Below are 15,025 nucleotides of genomic sequence, written 5' to 3' on the forward strand. Positions count from 1 at the left end.
TCTTTCTACGGGATGCTTGCATGACCTTCATCCAAAACAACCTGGGCAACCTGCTGGCTGCGTTGTGGTTCGCCATCTGCTGGGGCGGCTACACCCGCTACGCCATCTGGAAGGGCCGCGACACGGCCTGCCTGGCCAGCGTGCTGCACCTGTATCGCGAGGACTGGATGCGCCGCATGCTGTTGCGCGACAACCGCATCGCCGATGCCAGCGTGATCGGCAACCTCGAGCGCAATGCTTCGTTCTTCGCGTCCAGCACGCTGATCATCCTGGCCGGCATTCTCACTGTACTGGGTGCGTCCGATCGCGCCTTGTCGCTGCTGGCCGACCTGCCGTTGGTGCAGCAGGCCTCACAGGGCATGTCGGAGATCAAGCTGCTATGCCTGGCAATGGTGTTCGTCTATGCCTTCTTCACCTTCAGCTGGTGCATGCGCCAATACAACTTCGCCGCGGTGCTGGTAGGGTCGGCGCCGATGATCGGCGAGCGTCAGGTCAGCGAGCAGGAGCGCAGGGCATTTGCCTCGCGAGCGGCGGGGGTGCTGTCGCTGGCGGCCAACCAGTTCAACCTTGGGCTGCGTTCCTATTACTTCGGCATGGTCATGTTGTGCTGGTTCATCAGCCCCTGGTTGTTCATGGTCATGAGCGTGGCCGTGGTGTTTATCCTTTATCGCCGCGAGTTCCATTCCCGTGTGCTGGAAGTCATGGTGTTCACGCCAACGGAAAATGTCCCCACCGAGTTGCCCAGGGACACTTCGGGGGCGACCAACTGAAACGTTTCAATCAAAAGTAACAGGCATAAAAAAACCCGACGCGCGTCGGGTTTTTTTATGGGGCCGATTACTGCTTGGCTGGCTCGGCAGGGGCAGTTGGCGCGGCCGGAGCGGCTTCCTCGGCGGCTTTCTGCTGCGCTTCGGCCTGATCTTTGGCGGCTTCGGCGTTTTCCTTGGCGGCTTCGTTCATCTTATCCTGAGCTTCGCCCATTTTTTCCTGGGCTTGCTCGGCGTGTTGCTGTGCGTCCTGGGCTTTGTCTTCGCTCGCCTTGTCGCAAGCAGCCAGGCCCATGGCAGCGGCCAGCATCAGAGCAAAAGCAAAAGGTTTACGCATGGGGTGTATCTCCTGGGTGGAATAACTTTACTTGTACCTTCGAGCTCACCCCGGGTGAATAAGTTCCACAAAGGTTACAGATATATAACTGCCCGACCTATATAGACTTTTTACTGAATTTATGCAGCGGTGGACAATGAACGAGACTCCATTGACGGCAATGGCCGAGCGTTTTCTCTCAGCCTTGAAACATTGCCAGTTACTGCAGATGCGCGTGCACCATGCCGACGCGCAGGGCATGACCCTGGTGCTGCCCTGGTCGCCGGCCATTGTCGGCAACCCGCAGACGGGGGCCGTGCATGGGGGCGCCTTGACCACCCTGATGGACACCACCTGCGGCATGGCCACCTTGTGCGCGTTGCCGCGTTTCGAGGTGTGCCCGACCCTGGACCTGCGCATCGACTACATGCACCCGGCCGAAGCGGGCAAGGACATCTATGGCCATGCCCAGTGCTACCGGGTCACCCGCGATGTGATCTTCACCCGGGGCAGTGCCTATCAGGACGATCCTGATCAGCCTATCTGCCAGGTGGTGGGTACCTTCATGCGCCTGGGGGCCGAGGTAAAGGGCGGTATTCGGTTCGGCAACAGCCTCAAGGAGCCGCGCGAATGATTCCCGCAGACGTCCGTCAGCAGTTGAACGCCGCCCACGCGCGCGGTGACTACCAGCCCTTGCTGGCGCTGATTCCCTATGCCGGGTTGATCGGCATCGAGTGCGAGCGTCAGGGCGACGACCTGTTGTTCCGCCTGCCGGCCAACCCGGACAATATCGGCAACCCGTTGCTACCGGCCATTCATGGCGGCGTGATCGCCGGTTTCATGGAGCTGTCCGCGGCGCTGTACCTGTTGATCTACAGCGAAAGCGCGAGCATTCCCAAGATCATCGATTTCTCCATCGACTACCTGCGGGCCGGGCACTTTCGCGACACCTATGCCAAGTGCCAACTGTGGCGCCAGGGCCGGCGCGTGACCAATGTCGCCATCACCGCCTGGCAGGGGGATCGCGAGGCGCCCATCGCCACGGCGCGCGCGCATTTCAAGATAGAACCTGAAAAGCCCTTGAAATAGTCGGCCATGCCCCCATCTGCTGGTCATCCGCCATTGAAAGCAGGCCTTTTGTCCGCCGGGCGTCACCAACCAACAGATTGGAGTTTGAAGACCATGAGTGTGGAGACTCAAAAAGAAACCCTGGGCTTCCAGACCGAGGTGAAGCAACTGCTGCACCTCATGATCCATTCCCTGTATTCGAACAAGGAGATCTTCCTGCGCGAGCTGATCTCCAATGCCTCCGACGCCGCCGACAAGCTGCGCTTCGAGGCCCTGGCCAAGCCCGAGCTGCTCGAGGGCGACGCCGAGCTGAAGATCCGTGTGAGCTTCGACAAGGCCGCCAATACCGTCACGCTTGAAGACAACGGCATCGGCATGAGCCGCGAAGACGTCATCGCGCACCTGGGCACCATCGCCAAGTCCGGCACCGCCGACTTCATGAAGAACCTCACCGGTGACCAGAAGAAGGATTCGCACCTGATCGGTCAGTTCGGTGTGGGCTTCTACTCCGCGTTCATCGTCGCCGACAAGGTCGATGTGTTCAGCCGCCGCGCCGGGCTGCCGGCTGCCGAAGGCGTGCACTGGTCGTCGCAAGGCGAGGGCGAGTTCGAAGTTGCCACCGTCGACAAGCCAGCGCGTGGCACCCGCATCGTCCTGCACCTGAAGAAGGGCGAGGACGAGTTCGCCGATGGCTGGCGCCTGCGCAACATCGTCAAGAAGTACTCCGACCACATCGCCCTGCCGATCGAACTGCCGAAGGAACAACCTGCGGCCGCCGAAGGCGAGGAGCAGCCGGCGCAGGAGTGGGAAACCGTCAACCGCGCCAGCGCCCTGTGGACCCGTCCGCGCACCGACGTGAAGGACGAGGAGTACCAGGAGTTCTACAAGCACATCGGCCATGACTTCGAGAACCCGCTGTCCTGGAGCCACAACAAGGTCGAGGGCAAGCTCGAGTACAGCTCGTTGCTGTATGTGCCGGCCCGTGCGCCGTTCGACCTGTACCAGCGTGAAGCGCCACGTGGCCTGAAGCTGTACGTGCAACGTGTGTTCATCATGGATCAGGCCGAATCGTTCCTGCCGTTGTACCTGCGCTTCATCAAGGGCGTGGTCGACTCCAACGACCTGTCGTTGAACGTCTCCCGCGAGATCCTGCAGAAAGATCCGATCATCGACTCGATGAAGAATGCGCTGACCAAGCGCGTGCTGGACATGCTGGAGAAGCTGGCGAAGGACAAACCCGAGGAGTACAAGGGCTTCTGGAAGAACTTCGGCCAAGTCATGAAAGAAGGCCCGGCCGAGGACTTCGCCAACAAGGAGAAGATCGCCGGCCTGCTGCGCTTCGCCTCCACCCAGGACGACAGCGGCGAGCAGAGCGTCGCCCTGGCCGACTATCTGGCACGCGCCAAGGAAGGGCAGGACAAGATCTACTTCCTGACCGGCGAATCCCATGCCCAGGTCAAGAACAGCCCGCACCTGGAAGTCTTCCGCAAGAAAGGCATCGAAGTGCTGCTGCTGACCGACCGCATCGACGAGTGGCTGATGAGCTACCTCAATGAGTTCGACGGCAAGGCGTTCGTCGACGTCGCCCGTGGCGACCTCGATCTGGGCAAGCTGGATTCCGAGGAAGACAAGAAAGCCCAGGAAGAAGTCGCCAAGGACAAAGAAGGCCTGGTCGAGCGCCTGAAGGGCGCGCTGGGTGACAGCGTTGCTGAAGTTCGCGTGTCGCACCGCCTGACCGACTCCCCGGCGATCCTGGCCATCGGCGAGCAGGACCTGGGCCTGCAGATGCGCCAGATCCTCGAGGCCAGCGGGCAGAAGGTGCCGGATTCGAAGCCGATCTTCGAGTTCAACCCGACCCACCCGCTGATCGAGAAACTCGATGGCGAGCAGAGCGAAGACCGCTTCACCGAGCTTTCGCACATCCTGTTCGACCAGGCGGCGCTGGCGGCCGGTGACAGCCTGAAGGACCCGGCAGCCTACGTTCGTCGCCTGAACAAGCTGTTGGTCGAGCTGTCTGCTTGAGTTGATGCAAACAAAGCCCGCTTCGGCGGGCTTTTTCATTTCTGCGCACAGTCGGCCTGCAAAGGCGGGCTTGCCACGCGAAAAGGGCAATACGGTCTAGAATTCGCACAACCGTGCAAGCCAAGGAGTGTTGAATGAGCAAGGTCATCGTCGAGTCGCTGGTTTATCACCTGTCCGGTAAGGCCTATGAAAGTCGCCTGGTCCACACCCCAGGCGCGCTGCCACAACCGGGCCTGGTGATGGCGCCGAACTGGATGGGTATTGGCGAGGGCGCCGAACGTATCGCCAAGGAGGTGGCCGAGCAAGGCTATGTGGTGCTGATCGCCGACCTCTATGGGCAGTCGGTACGCCCCTCCAATGCCGACGAGGCAGGCGCGGCGATGATGCCGCTGAAGAACGATCGCGGCGAACTGCGCAAGCGCATGCAGGAAGCGCTGGCCCAACTGGTGGGCCAGTCGAAGGCGCTGTTGGCACCGGGCAAGGTGGCAACCTTCGGCTTCTGTTTTGGCGGCTGCTGCGCGCTTGAGTTGGCACGTACTGGTGCTGATCTCAAGGCGGCAGTGTCGTTCCATGGCACGCTGGACACCCCGAACCCAGAAGACGCCAAGCGTATCAAGGGCTCTGTCCTGGTGCTGCATGGTGCGTCCGACCCGCTGGTGCCGAAGGCGCAGTTGCCAGCTTTTGAAGACGAGATGAATGCCGCCAAGGTCGACTGGCAGTTGCTCAGCTATGGCGGGGCGGTGCATTCGTTCACTGACCCGAGCGCCAACGTGCCGGGCAAGATGCAGTACGACCGGCGCACATCTGAGCGGGCGTTCCGCTCGATGCACAACCTGCTCAGGGAAGTGTTCCAAGGCTAGTCTCTTCGCCGGCAAGCCGTCTCCTACGGTAGGTGCGCAAAAACCTGTAGGAGCCGGCTTGCCGGCGAACCACGGTGCTAGCGCGGCAATTCGATCCGTTCGTACTCGCCAGGCACCGTCGGCCAATCCCCTGCCGCCCAGCGTGCCCGCGCCTGCTCGATCAGTGCCGGATCACTGGCGACGAAATTCCAGTTCATCCGCCGTGGCCCATCCAGTGCGGCGCCACCAATCAGCACCAGCTGGCATTCTTCCTCGGCAAACAAGGCCACTTCTTCGCCCTCAGGCAGCACGACCAGGCTACAAGGCTCGACTTCCTGATCTTCAAGCATCAATACGCCTTCAAGCAGGTACAGCGCGCGTTGCGCGTGCTCGGTCGGCACAACCAGGGTAGTAGCCGCCTGCATGCGCACGTGGGCATAAAGGGTAGGGGAGAGCACTGGCACCGGTGATTCCAGGCAGAAGCCATTGCCGGCGATCATGCGGATGCGCACGCCCAGGTTGTCGCTGGTCGGCAGGCTGGTCTCAGGGTGGTGGCTGTAACTGGCCGGCCCCTGCTCCGCGTCGCGGGGCGAGGCCAGCCAGACCTGCAGGCCATGCAATCGCGAGCCCTTGCGCAACACTTCGGCGGGCGTGCGCTCGACATGGGCCACCCCGGCGCCCGCGGTCATCCAGCTGACTTCGCCCGGCAGCACGCGCTGGTTCGAACCCAGGCTGTCCTTGTGCTGGATTTCACCCTCGAACAGGTAGGTGAGGGTCGACAGGCCGATGTGCGGATGCTGGCGGATATCCATGCCGCTGCCGGGGGCGTACTCGGTCTGGAGCATATGGTCGAAGAACACGAATGGGCCGACGCTGCGGCATTGGGCCGAGGGCAGTGGGCGCAGGATCGGCTGGCCCTCGACCGATTCGGCGCGTGGGCGGATGACCAGGGGGCTGCTCATGGGAAACTCCGGGCGGCGGGAGGATAGACCAAGCATAACGGTTCACGGACTGCTGCTGAACCTTCGGGATTGTCTTCGTGGGTGGGCGTCTTGCATGTGGAAACTGCAGGGCAACTTCCATGTCGTGCTGCAAAAAGTCGCAAAATAGTGCGAATACACGTGATATGGCTCTTTGATATCGCGTTTTTGTCTTACGCAAATTCACGGCGGCCCGATACCTTCTATAAGCAACGGATCTACACACTTCGGGAAGGAGCCTGGAATGAGCCTTAGACGCTTGAACATCGCCCCCCGCGCGGGCCTGGGCTTTGGTCTGATGGCCTTGTTGGTGGTGGCGCTGGGCGGTTTCGCGCTGCAGCAGATGACCAGCATGCGCCAGCAGTCCGAGCAGGTGGATGACAACTGGCTGCCCAGCGTGATCTCGGTGGGCCGGATGACCCAGGACATGCTGCGCATCCGCGCCCTCACCCTGAGGCTGCTGGTCAACACCGACCCGGTCGCGCAACAGCAGAACCGTGCCCGCATCGACGAGATCAAGACTGGCCTGGTCCAGGCCCAGCAGCACTACGATGCGTTGATCGTGCTGCCTGAGGAGCGTGCGCTGTTCGACCGCTACCAGGGGCTGGAGCGCCAATACATGACCCTGCAGGGCCAGGTGGTGCAGTTGGCCAGCGAAGGTCGCATCGACGCGGCGGCCACACTGGTCAATGGCGAGATCAACCAGATCGCCGACCAGATGACTGCGGCGCTCAACGAGCTGATAGAGCTGAACAACCACCATGCCAACACCGCCACCGACCTTGCCGAGGCGGTGTACAACGGCGCGAAGGTCTGGGTCGGGGTGCTGTTGGTGATCGCCCTGACCCTCACGGTGGTGTTGGCGCTGGCCCTGACCCGCAGCATCGTGCGCCCGCTGGGGCAGTCGCTGCAAGTGGCCGAGACAGTGGCCACGGGTGACCTGACGCCACAGATCGTCGTGCAGGGCGATGACGAGCCCGCGCGTCTGCTGGCAGCGCTCAAGAGCATGCAGCAAAGCCTGCGTAGCACCATCGGGCAGATTTCCGATTCGGCCAGCCAGCTGGCCTCGGCGTCCGAGGAGCTCAGCGCGGTGACCGAGGACGCCACGCGTGGCTTGCAGCAGCAGAGCCACGAGATCGAGCAGGCGGCGACGGCCGTCAACCAGATGACCGCCGCGGTGGAGGAGGTGGCCAGCAATGCCGTGGCGACGTCAGAGGCGTCCCAGGCGTCCGATCGCATCGCCCGGGAGGGGCGTCAGCAGGTGCAGGCCACAGTGATCGCCATCGAGGCGCTGGCCAGTGGCGTGGCGGGCAATGCCGAGGAAGTTGGTCGGCTGGCCCAGCAGGTGCACGACATCAGCAAGGTGCTGGATGTGATCGGTTCGATCGCCGAACAGACCAACCTGTTGGCGCTCAACGCAGCCATCGAGGCGGCCCGGGCCGGTGAGGCCGGGCGCGGGTTCGCCGTGGTCGCCGACGAAGTGCGAGCGCTGGCTCATCGCACGCAGACGTCCACCCATGAAATAGAACAGATGATTGTCGCCATTCGTGGTGGCGCCGAGCGTGCGGTGCAGGGCATGCAGCAGAGCGATGCCCAGGCCCGCTCCACGCTTGATGGCGCCCATGCGGCGGGAGCGGCGCTGGAGGCAATCGCTGGCGCCATTGGCCAGATCAACGAGCGCAACCTGGTGATCGCCAGCGCGTCGGAGCAGCAGGCCCAAGTGGCGCGGGAGGTGGACCGTAACCTGACCACCATCCGCGACCTGGCGCACCAGTCGTCGGCGGGGGCCGAGGAGACCTCGGCGGCCAGCCAGGCGCTGTCGCGGCTGGCGGTGGACCTCAACACCCTGGTGCAGCGGTTTTCGGTCTGAAGACGACACGCTCCCTGTAGGAGCCGGCTTTGCCGGCGAACACCGACGTAGTCGGTGCCATGCATTGTGGTGCCTGGTTCGTCGGCAACGCCGGCTCCTACAAGGGGGGCGTAGAAACAAAAAGCCCCGGCCAAGGCCGGGGCTTTTTGTTCAGCGGATCAAGCGATCACTTGCCTTCCCAGCGCTTGAGCACCAGGGTGGCGTTGGTGCCGCCGAAGCCGAAGCTGTTGCTCATCACGGTGGTGAGCTTGGCGTCTTCGGTCTTGCGCACGATCGGCAGGTCGGCCACTTCCGGGTCCAGCTCGTCGATGTTGGCGGAGCCGGCAATGAAGTCGTTCTCCATCATCAGCAGGCAGTAGATCGCCTCGTGCACGCCTGCGGCGCCCAGCGAGTGGCCCGAGAGGCTCTTGGTCGAGCTGATCTTCGGTGCCTTGTCGCCGAACACTTCACGCACGCCCTTCATTTCGGCGACGTCGCCGACGGGAGTGGAGGTGCCGTGGGTGTTCAGGTAGTCGATCGGGGTGTCGACGGTGGACAGCGCCTGCTGCATGCAGCGGATCGCGCCTTCGCCGCTTGGGGCGACCATGTCGTAGCCGTCGGAGGTCGCGCCGTAGCCGACGATCTCGGCGTAGATCTTGGCGCCACGGGCCAGGGCGTGCTCCAGCTCCTCGACTACCACCATGCCGCCACCGCCAGCGATGACGAAGCCGTCACGGTCGGCGTCGTAGGCACGCGAGGCCAGTTCGGGGGTTTCGTTGCGCTTGGTCGACAGGGCGCCCATGGCATCGAACAGGAATGACTGGCTCCAGTGCTCTTCTTCACCACCACCGGCGAAGACGATGTCCTGCTTGCCCCACTGGATCTGCTCGAGGGCGGTGCCAATGCAGTGTGCCGAGGTGGCGCAGGCCGACGAGATCGAGTAGTTGATGCCCTTGATCTTGAACGGGGTGGCCAGGCACGCCGACACGGTGCTGCCCATGGTACGGGTGACACGGTACGGGCCGACACGCTTGACGCCTTTCTCGCGCAGGGTGTCCAGGGCTTCCATCTGGTTCAGCGTGGAGGCGCCACCGGAACCGGCGACCAGGCCGGTGCGCGGGTTGGAGATCTGCTCTTCGGTCAGGCCGGCATCCTTGATCGCGTCCTGCATGGCGAGGTACGCGTAGGCGGCGGCGTGGCCGACGAAGCGATAGACCTTGCGGTCGATCAGCTCTTCCAGATTCAGGTCGATGGAACCGGAAACCTGGCTACGCAGCCCCATTTCCTTGTATTCCGGGTTGTAACGGATACCCGGACGGCTGTTGCGCAGGTTTTCGGTGACGGTAGCTTTGTCATTGCCCAGGCACGATACGATGCCCAGACCAGTGATCACGACGCGGCGCATGCGAATAACCCTTAGAAATTGTCAGTGGAGGTGAACACGCCGACCCGCAGGCCTTCGGCGGTGTAGATCTCGCGACCGTCGACGCTGACCGAGCCATCGGCGATGGCCATGTTCAGCTTGCCCTTGAGGACGCGCTTGATGTGAATGTTGTAGGTGACTTTCTTGGCGGTGGGTAGTACCTGGCCGAAGAATTTCACTTCGCCCGAACCCAGCGCACGGCCACGGCCCGGCAGGCCTTGCCAGCCGAGGAAGAAACCGACCAGCTGCCACATGGCGTCGAGGCCCAGGCAGCCCGGCATCACCGGGTCGCCTTCGAAGTGGCAGGCGAAGAACCACAGGTCCGGATTGATATCCAGCTCGGCGACCAATTCACCTTTGCCGAACTTGCCGCCTTCCTCGCTGATATGGGTGATGCGATCGACCATCAGCATGTTCGGGGCGGGCAGTTGCGCATTACCGGGGCCGAACAGCTCACCGCGACTGCAGCGCAGCAGGTCTTCCCGGGTAAAGGCGTTTTGTTTGGTCATGCGAGCTCCTCAATAACCCCCTGTGGCAGGGGATGAATCTTCCCGGCCGGCCCGAAGCGCTTTGCATCTGGGGCGGCAGCCTACAGGTAGACTATTGCGTTGTGGTGAAAGTCACAGCGCACCTGGCAAAAAGAGTACAGGTGTGCACTGAAATGTTATTTTCAGGCCCAGCGGCGGTCCTGTCCAGTCCCTAAGACTGCCGCACTTTAGCATTTATCGCCAGTCGCGGCTGTCTGACCGGGCAACCAGCGGTGCAGGATGCGCTGCAGGTCGGTACGTTTGAACGGCTTGCTCAGGTAATCGTTCATGCCCGCTGCCAGGCAACGCTCACGGTCGCCCTGCTGGGCGCTGGCGGTCAGGGCGATGATCGGCAGGCCGGCGTGTTGTGGCAGCAGGCGGATGCGCCGGGTCGCCTCGTAGCCATCCACGTGCGGCAGGCGGCAATCCATCAGGACTGCGACAAAACGTTGCTGGCCTACCTGCTCGACCGCCTGGGCGCCATCGATGGCCAGGCTGACCTCGTAGCCCAGGCTGCGCAACATGGCTTCGATGACGCTCTGATTGACCGGATTGTCCTCCACCAGCAGGATCCGCCCACCTTCGCTGCCGCCAGGCGCATCCAGCGCCGTGCCGGGCAACCTGCTGGCCGGTACGGCGGCCAGGGCCAATGGCATTTCCAGGGTGAATGTCGAGCCAAGCCCTTCGCGACTTTCGCCGCGCAACTGGCCGCCCATGCGCTCGGCCAAGGTGCGCGCGATCGACAGGCCCAGGCCGGTGCCGCCATAGCGTCTCGAGATCGAGCTGTCGGCCTGCTGGAAGGCCACGAACATCATTTCCAGGCGGTTGCTGTCGATGCCGATGCCAGTGTCGCGTACGGTGCAGGTAAACCACAGCAGTTGGCGGTCGAGTACTTGCCAGCGTGCCTCCACTGCCACTTCGCCACGCTCGGTGAACTTCAGGGCATTGCCCACCAGGTTCAACAGGATCTGGCGGATCCGCGTCGGGTCGCCCACCACCTGCAGGTGGTCGACGTCCGGTGGCAGTTGCAGGTGAAGGTCCAGGCCGCGTTGCTGGGCGGTGTGCTGGAACGACTGGACGCTGCTGCTGATCAGTTCGCCCAGGTTGAAGTCGATATGTTCGAGCTCCAGCGTGGTGCGCTCGATCCGCGAGAAATCGAGGATGTCGTTGATCACCTTGAGCAGATGCCCGGTGGACTCGCTGGCCACTGCGGTGTATTCGGTCTGCTCGCTGGTCAGCTCGGTGGTCTCGAGCAGTTGCAGCATGCCCAGCACGCCGTTCATGGGCGTGCGCAGCTCATGGCTCATCATGGCCAGGAAGTCCGACTTGGCGCGGTTGGCTTGTTCCGCTTCCTCGCGGGCCTGGATCAACTGGCCCATGGCTTGTTGCTGTTCGTCGGCGGCCTGGTCCAGGGCGCTGGCCAGGTTGTTGATGTGCCGAGCCAGATGGCCCAGTTCGCTGTCGTCGACCACCGGCAACGGCGCATTGAAGTCACCCTGCTGGATCGCCCGCACCGCGTGCCCCATGTCGCTGATCGGCTTCGACAGGCTCATGGCCAGGCGCCTTGCGAGCAGGAAGGTGAACAACAGCGCGAACAGCGCCAGGATGGCAGCCTTGATCACGATTTCCTGCTGGCGCTGGCTGAAGGCATCGTCGGACATGCCAACGATCACCCGCCCCAGGTAATCGTCGCCGATGGTCGGTGGCGGTGCCTTGCCGAGCAGGAAATCATTGTCCAGGCGGATCTGCTGCAGGCGGATGGGGGCCTGGAACACCTCCACCCGTTGCGCGCGATTGAGGCTTTCTTCCGGCTGCTCCACGTACACCAGGATGTGATTGCGGCTGTCCTGCACTTCGAGGAAACGCACATGGGGGATGCTCAGGGTGGCGCGCATCAGGCTGTCGAGCACTTCGTTGTTGCCCGAGATCACCCCGTATTCAGAGGCCGGGGCCAATTGGTTGGCGATCAGTTGCCCGGTGTGGTTGAGCTCCTGGCGCAAGTCCTGGATGCGCACGAAGGTAAAGAAGCTGATCAGCAGCAAGGTGAGCAGCAGGGCAGGGCCCAGGCTGATGATCTGGGTACGGGTATGAATGTCCCAGCTCAGGCGTTTGCTCATGGCGTGGTTTCTCCTTCGGCCACGGCCAGGGCGGCGGCGTCCGGGTCGATCGCTTCCAGGCCAAGGGCGCGGGCGACCTGCTGGTTGCCGCTGACGCCGAAGTGGGTGGGGTAGAGGCTGCGCGGCCAGCGGGCCGGCGGTTGGTCGAGCAGGTGGCCGAGCACGGTCAACCAGTCATCCTGGTCACTGAAGGTGCTGGCCAGGGCGCCGGCGCGCACGAAACCGACGTTCGGACCGATCAGCGCCATCTGCCGTGCGTAGCTGCTGAGCAGCACATTCTTCGCGGACTTGGAGTTGTACAGTTCAGGGTCGTCGAGCCCGAGCAGGATATCGCTGTTGCCCAGCAGGTGCTGCAGCGGGCGGCTGTCGCGCAGGTCGGGCCAGTCCTGCGCGACGATCTCCAACCCTTGCGCCGCAGCGGCCTGGCGCAGCTCATCGAGCAGGAATCGGCTGTGCTGACCGTACAGCACGCCGATTCGCCGTGCCTGCGGCAACAGGTAGCGGGCCAGGCGCAGTTGCCGCGAAAGCGGCGGATCGCTCCACAGCAGGCTGAGGAATGCCGGGCGTGAGGCCCCCAGGCGTTGTTCGGCTTGAACCCGGCTGACCCGCAGGGCCAGCGCCGGCGGCCCGGCGCTATCGCCCAGTCGCCATTCCAGTGCCGGGCCGTCAAGCAGGATCAACCGGGTGTCGCTCTTCAGCTGGCCAGGGCGTGGCATCTGCGCCACGGTCTGGAAGCGGACCTGGTCCTGCGGCCGGCGTTTTTCCAGGGCGGCTGCGAAGCTGCGGATGCCTGGCTGATCTTCCGCGCCCACCAGCAGGATTTCGCTGGCGGACAGCGATCCCAGTGGCAGCAGGCAGAGCAGCAGCAAGCGCAGCAGGCCGATCATCAGAAGTCCAGCTCCGCGCTGACGCTCAGGCGGTGGCGGCTGTCATAACGGTTCTGCCCCAGCGTGACCGGCTCGTCATCCAGGCGCTGTTGCCACAGGGCCGCCAGTTCCAGGTTGCTGCCCTGGATCTTGAAGCGCTTGGCCAGGCGCAGGTCGACACGTTCGTAGCGGTACTGGTTGAGCGCGTCGTCCCCGTAGTAGAACAGTGCGCTGGACCAACCCTGGCCCCACTCGCGCAGCCAGCCGGCCGAGCCGCTGTTGCGTGCGCTCAGGCGCCGGTCGTTGGGGTTGCTGGCCCAGGCGTCGACGTAGGCGTAGGTGACGCGCAGGCGGTCGCGCTGGGTGGCGCGCCAGTCGAACTGTGCCTCGCTGCCGGTGAAGCGCGCCTTGTTGGCGTTGCTGGCGATGAACTGGTTGTTTTTCAACGGCTCGCTGATCATCCCGGTGATCTCGTCGTAGAACAGCTTCACGTCCATGCTCAGGTCGAGGTCGGTGAAGTTGCCGTTGTAGCCCAGTTCGCGCGAGCGCATGCGCTCCTGGTCGAGGTTGCCGGGGCCGCGGGTCTTGACGAAGTATTCGCCGTTCTGCAGGCCGTAGAGGTTGGGCGTGAGGTTCTTGACCGTGTAGCTCCAGTTGACGTTGTTCTCGAACATGTCCGGCGAGCGGATCGCCTCGGAGTACACCGCGCGCAAGCCGTGGCGCGGGGTGATCAGGTAGTTCACCGCGACCCGTGGGGTAAGCGAGTTGCCCGACAGCTGGGAATGCTCGTACATCGCGCCACCCTGGAGGATCCAGTGTTCGTCGGCGCGCCATTCGAGCTGGCCGAACAGGCGCCAGGTCTGGTCGTCGAGGCTGCCGTTGAAGTAGGTCTGCGAGTCGGCGCGGTCGTAGCGGTAGTTCAGGCCGCTGACCAGACGCAGGCTGTCGGTCAGGCTCAGGGTGTCCTGGATCTCCAGGTCGTAGCGGGTCTCGCGGGTGCTCTGGTCGACATCGCCGCAGATGGTGTTGCGACCGCCGTTGGACCACTGGTCCCGCACCTGGCCCATCAGTGTGGCGAGCGTCGGGTCGCTGGTGGTGGGCAGGTTGCCGGTGTACAGGTTGCGCGCGACCTTTTCCGTGAAGTTAGGGTCCAGTCGCCACATCTGGGTCAGCTCCGGGCTGAAGGCGATGGCGGCATCGCAGGCCCCCCACACCTGCTGGCGGTCGAAGTGCTGGGCGGAGCCTTGGATGTACAGGCTGTGCTCTGGGTCAAAGTCAATGTTCCAGCGCACCGAGCCGGCATAGTCCTTGGCGTTGACGTCGGCGTTGTCGCCGGCCCGGTAGTTGCCGAACACCGGTTGATAGGTATATGGCCGCTGGTTGCTGCCTTCCTTCGCCGCCAACTGCCAATCCAGCGTTTGGTTCGGTGCCAGGCTGTGCACGGCATTGATGTTGATGCGGTTGGCCCGGCGGCTGTCGCGGTAGTCGCGGCCGAACTGGTCCTCGTCGAAGCCGTCGTCCTGCTGGCCCGACAGCGACAAGCGCAAGTCGCCACTGTCCCAGCCAAAGCCCTGGCTGGCGTAGTAGTCGTTGATGCCATCCTGGCCTCGGGTCATCTTCACGCGGGTGCCATGGCTGTCGGCGGGGTTGCGGGTAAGGATGTTGACCACCGCCATCAGCGCGTTGGCGCCGTAGCTGACCGTGTTCGGGCCGCGGAACACTTCGATGCGCTCGATGTCTTCCATGGCCACGGGGATGTCGCTCCAGTCCACCGTGGCGAGGCCCGCGCGGTACACCGAGCGGCCGTCGATCAGTACCTGCATGCGCCGGGCGTCGCTGACGTTGCTGCCATGGTAGTTGACCGTTGGCTGGTTGCCGGCGCCGTAGCCGATCATCATGCCGGGTACCAGGCGCAGCAGCTCGGGGATGTCACGGGCACCGCTGGCGCGGATCAGCTCGCTGTCGAGCACGGTCATGCTGCCCGGCACTGCCGCCGGGGATTGCTTGAGGCGCGTGGCGGTCAGAACCTGGGGCAGGTCTTGATTGTCGATGAACAGATCGTCGGCCATGGCCGGGCCGCCGAGCAGGGCGGTCAGCAGCAACAGGCGTGGGTAAGGGGGCGTGCCAGGGAACACGAAACGGCCTTGTTTCAGAGATGAATCAGGCATGTTAACCGACCGCGTGGCTTTTGCCAGTGATCGGTGGCTGGCGAATTGCCGCATCGCCGGGCGAGCCCGCTCCCAGGCCCTGT

13 protein-coding genes and 1 pseudogene are annotated in these 15,025 nt (G+C 63.5%); 7 read left to right on the forward strand and 7 right to left on the reverse strand.

Features of this window, described 5'->3' with window-relative positions; all coding sequences use genetic code 11:
- Window positions 1-20 precede the first annotated feature (20 nt).
- Entirely contained in the window at window positions 21-770 is a 750-nt protein-coding gene (locus P5705_RS17455) for a DUF599 domain-containing protein (RefSeq protein ID WP_011534746.1), read from the forward strand.
- A 67-nt stretch (window positions 771-837) separates the two neighbouring features.
- Here P5705_RS17455 and P5705_RS17460 read toward each other — a convergent pair whose 3' ends face one another.
- Window positions 838-1,104: a hypothetical protein gene (locus P5705_RS17460; RefSeq protein WP_011534745.1), complete on the reverse strand. Its 267-nt coding sequence runs from the start codon at window positions 1,102-1,104 to the stop codon at window positions 838-840.
- Window positions 1,105-1,240: 136 nt separating this feature from the next.
- On the opposite strand from P5705_RS17460, the gene P5705_RS17465 reads away from it, so the two are divergent.
- The 4 genes from P5705_RS17465 to P5705_RS17480 all read left to right on the forward strand — a co-directional run bounded on the left by P5705_RS17465 (window position 1,241) and on the right by P5705_RS17480 (window position 5,033).
- Complete coding sequence (locus tag P5705_RS17465; RefSeq protein WP_213657595.1) at window positions 1,241-1,717, forward strand: PaaI family thioesterase; 477 nt, start codon at window positions 1,241-1,243, stop codon at window positions 1,715-1,717.
- A complete protein-coding gene (locus tag P5705_RS17470) occupies window positions 1,714-2,172 on the forward strand; it encodes a PaaI family thioesterase (protein ID WP_277462119.1) in 459 nt (152 codons plus the stop codon). The genes P5705_RS17465 and P5705_RS17470 overlap by 4 nt, the downstream gene beginning before the upstream one ends.
- A gap of 93 nt (window positions 2,173-2,265) precedes the next feature.
- A complete protein-coding gene (gene htpG / locus P5705_RS17475) occupies window positions 2,266-4,173 on the forward strand; it encodes a molecular chaperone HtpG (protein ID WP_277462120.1) in 1,908 nt (635 codons plus the stop codon).
- A gap of 134 nt (window positions 4,174-4,307) precedes the next feature.
- Window positions 4,308-5,033, forward strand: a complete 726-nt coding sequence (locus P5705_RS17480; RefSeq protein ID WP_277462121.1) for a dienelactone hydrolase family protein — start codon at window positions 4,308-4,310, stop codon at window positions 5,031-5,033.
- Between the two features lie 77 nt (window positions 5,034-5,110).
- Here the strand turns inward: P5705_RS17480 and P5705_RS17485 are convergent, their stop codons facing one another.
- Window positions 5,111-5,974, reverse strand: coding sequence for a pirin family protein (locus tag P5705_RS17485; protein ID WP_277462122.1), 864 nt, complete (start codon window positions 5,972-5,974; stop codon window positions 5,111-5,113).
- A gap of 262 nt (window positions 5,975-6,236) precedes the next feature.
- Here P5705_RS17485 and P5705_RS26455 point away from each other — a divergent pair.
- Together P5705_RS26455 and P5705_RS26460 are read left to right on the forward strand one after the other, a co-directional pair.
- Window positions 6,237-7,004 (forward strand): annotated as a pseudogene (locus P5705_RS26455) (MCP four helix bundle domain-containing protein); the annotation flags it as partial.
- Window positions 6,999-7,862, forward strand: a complete 864-nt coding sequence (locus P5705_RS26460; protein WP_431196956.1) for a methyl-accepting chemotaxis protein — start codon at window positions 6,999-7,001, stop codon at window positions 7,860-7,862. The pseudogene P5705_RS26455 and the gene P5705_RS26460, both read left to right, overlap by 6 nt.
- 166 nt (window positions 7,863-8,028) lie before the next feature.
- Here P5705_RS26460 and fabB read toward each other — a convergent pair whose 3' ends face one another.
- From fabB to P5705_RS17515, 5 genes are all read right to left on the reverse strand, one after another.
- Window positions 8,029-9,246, reverse strand: a complete 1,218-nt coding sequence (gene fabB, locus P5705_RS17495) for a beta-ketoacyl-ACP synthase I (RefSeq protein ID WP_277462124.1) — start codon at window positions 9,244-9,246, stop codon at window positions 8,029-8,031.
- 11 nt (window positions 9,247-9,257) lie between these two features.
- A complete protein-coding gene (gene fabA / locus P5705_RS17500) occupies window positions 9,258-9,773 on the reverse strand; it encodes a 3-hydroxyacyl-[acyl-carrier-protein] dehydratase FabA (protein WP_023631260.1) in 516 nt (171 codons plus the stop codon).
- Window positions 9,774-9,979: 206 nt separating this feature from the next.
- Window positions 9,980-11,908, reverse strand: a complete 1,929-nt coding sequence (locus tag P5705_RS17505; RefSeq protein ID WP_277462127.1) for a response regulator — start codon at window positions 11,906-11,908, stop codon at window positions 9,980-9,982.
- The gene (locus P5705_RS17510) at window positions 11,905-12,795 is read right to left on the reverse strand and encodes an ABC transporter substrate-binding protein (protein ID WP_277462129.1); all 891 of its coding nucleotides are present in this window, start codon (window positions 12,793-12,795) and stop codon (window positions 11,905-11,907) included. The genes P5705_RS17505 and P5705_RS17510 overlap by 4 nt, the downstream gene beginning before the upstream one ends.
- Window positions 12,795-14,942 carry a TonB-dependent receptor plug domain-containing protein gene (locus tag P5705_RS17515; RefSeq protein ID WP_277462131.1) on the reverse strand — a complete coding sequence of 716 codons (2,148 nt, stop codon included), beginning with the start codon at window positions 14,940-14,942 and terminating at the stop codon, window positions 12,795-12,797. The genes P5705_RS17510 and P5705_RS17515 overlap by 1 nt, the downstream gene beginning before the upstream one ends.
- Window positions 14,943-15,025 lie beyond the last annotated feature (83 nt).

The sequence above is a fragment of the Pseudomonas entomophila genome (assembly GCF_029478665.1).
GTDB lineage: Bacteria > Pseudomonadota > Gammaproteobacteria > Pseudomonadales > Pseudomonadaceae > Aquipseudomonas > Aquipseudomonas entomophila_F.

What these genes read in the sequence shown, in the direction of transcription:
- fabA (WP_023631260.1), bottom strand. Translation starts at nt 9,773, where the DNA reads ATGACCAAACAAAACGCCTTTACCCGGGAAGACCTGCTGCGCTGCAGT.
- P5705_RS17510 (WP_277462129.1), bottom strand. Translation starts at nt 12,795, where the DNA reads ATGATCGGCCTGCTGCGCTTGCTGCTGCTCTGCCTGCTGCCACTGGGA.
- P5705_RS17465 (WP_213657595.1), top strand. Translation starts at nt 1,241, where the DNA reads ATGAACGAGACTCCATTGACGGCAATGGCCGAGCGTTTTCTCTCAGCC.
- P5705_RS17505 (WP_277462127.1), bottom strand. Translation starts at nt 11,908, where the DNA reads ATGAGCAAACGCCTGAGCTGGGACATTCATACCCGTACCCAGATCATC.
- P5705_RS17460 (WP_011534745.1), bottom strand. Translation starts at nt 1,104, where the DNA reads ATGCGTAAACCTTTTGCTTTTGCTCTGATGCTGGCCGCTGCCATGGGC.
- htpG (WP_277462120.1), top strand. Translation starts at nt 2,266, where the DNA reads ATGAGTGTGGAGACTCAAAAAGAAACCCTGGGCTTCCAGACCGAGGTG.
- P5705_RS17455 (WP_011534746.1), top strand. Translation starts at nt 21, where the DNA reads ATGACCTTCATCCAAAACAACCTGGGCAACCTGCTGGCTGCGTTGTGG.
- P5705_RS26460 (WP_431196956.1), top strand. Translation starts at nt 6,999, where the DNA reads ATGCAGCAAAGCCTGCGTAGCACCATCGGGCAGATTTCCGATTCGGCC.
- fabB (WP_277462124.1), bottom strand. Translation starts at nt 9,246, where the DNA reads ATGCGCCGCGTCGTGATCACTGGTCTGGGCATCGTATCGTGCCTGGGC.
- P5705_RS17515 (WP_277462131.1), bottom strand. Translation starts at nt 14,942, where the DNA reads ATGCCTGATTCATCTCTGAAACAAGGCCGTTTCGTGTTCCCTGGCACG.
- P5705_RS17485 (WP_277462122.1), bottom strand. Translation starts at nt 5,974, where the DNA reads ATGAGCAGCCCCCTGGTCATCCGCCCACGCGCCGAATCGGTCGAGGGC.
- P5705_RS17480 (WP_277462121.1), top strand. Translation starts at nt 4,308, where the DNA reads ATGAGCAAGGTCATCGTCGAGTCGCTGGTTTATCACCTGTCCGGTAAG.
- P5705_RS17470 (WP_277462119.1), top strand. Translation starts at nt 1,714, where the DNA reads ATGATTCCCGCAGACGTCCGTCAGCAGTTGAACGCCGCCCACGCGCGC.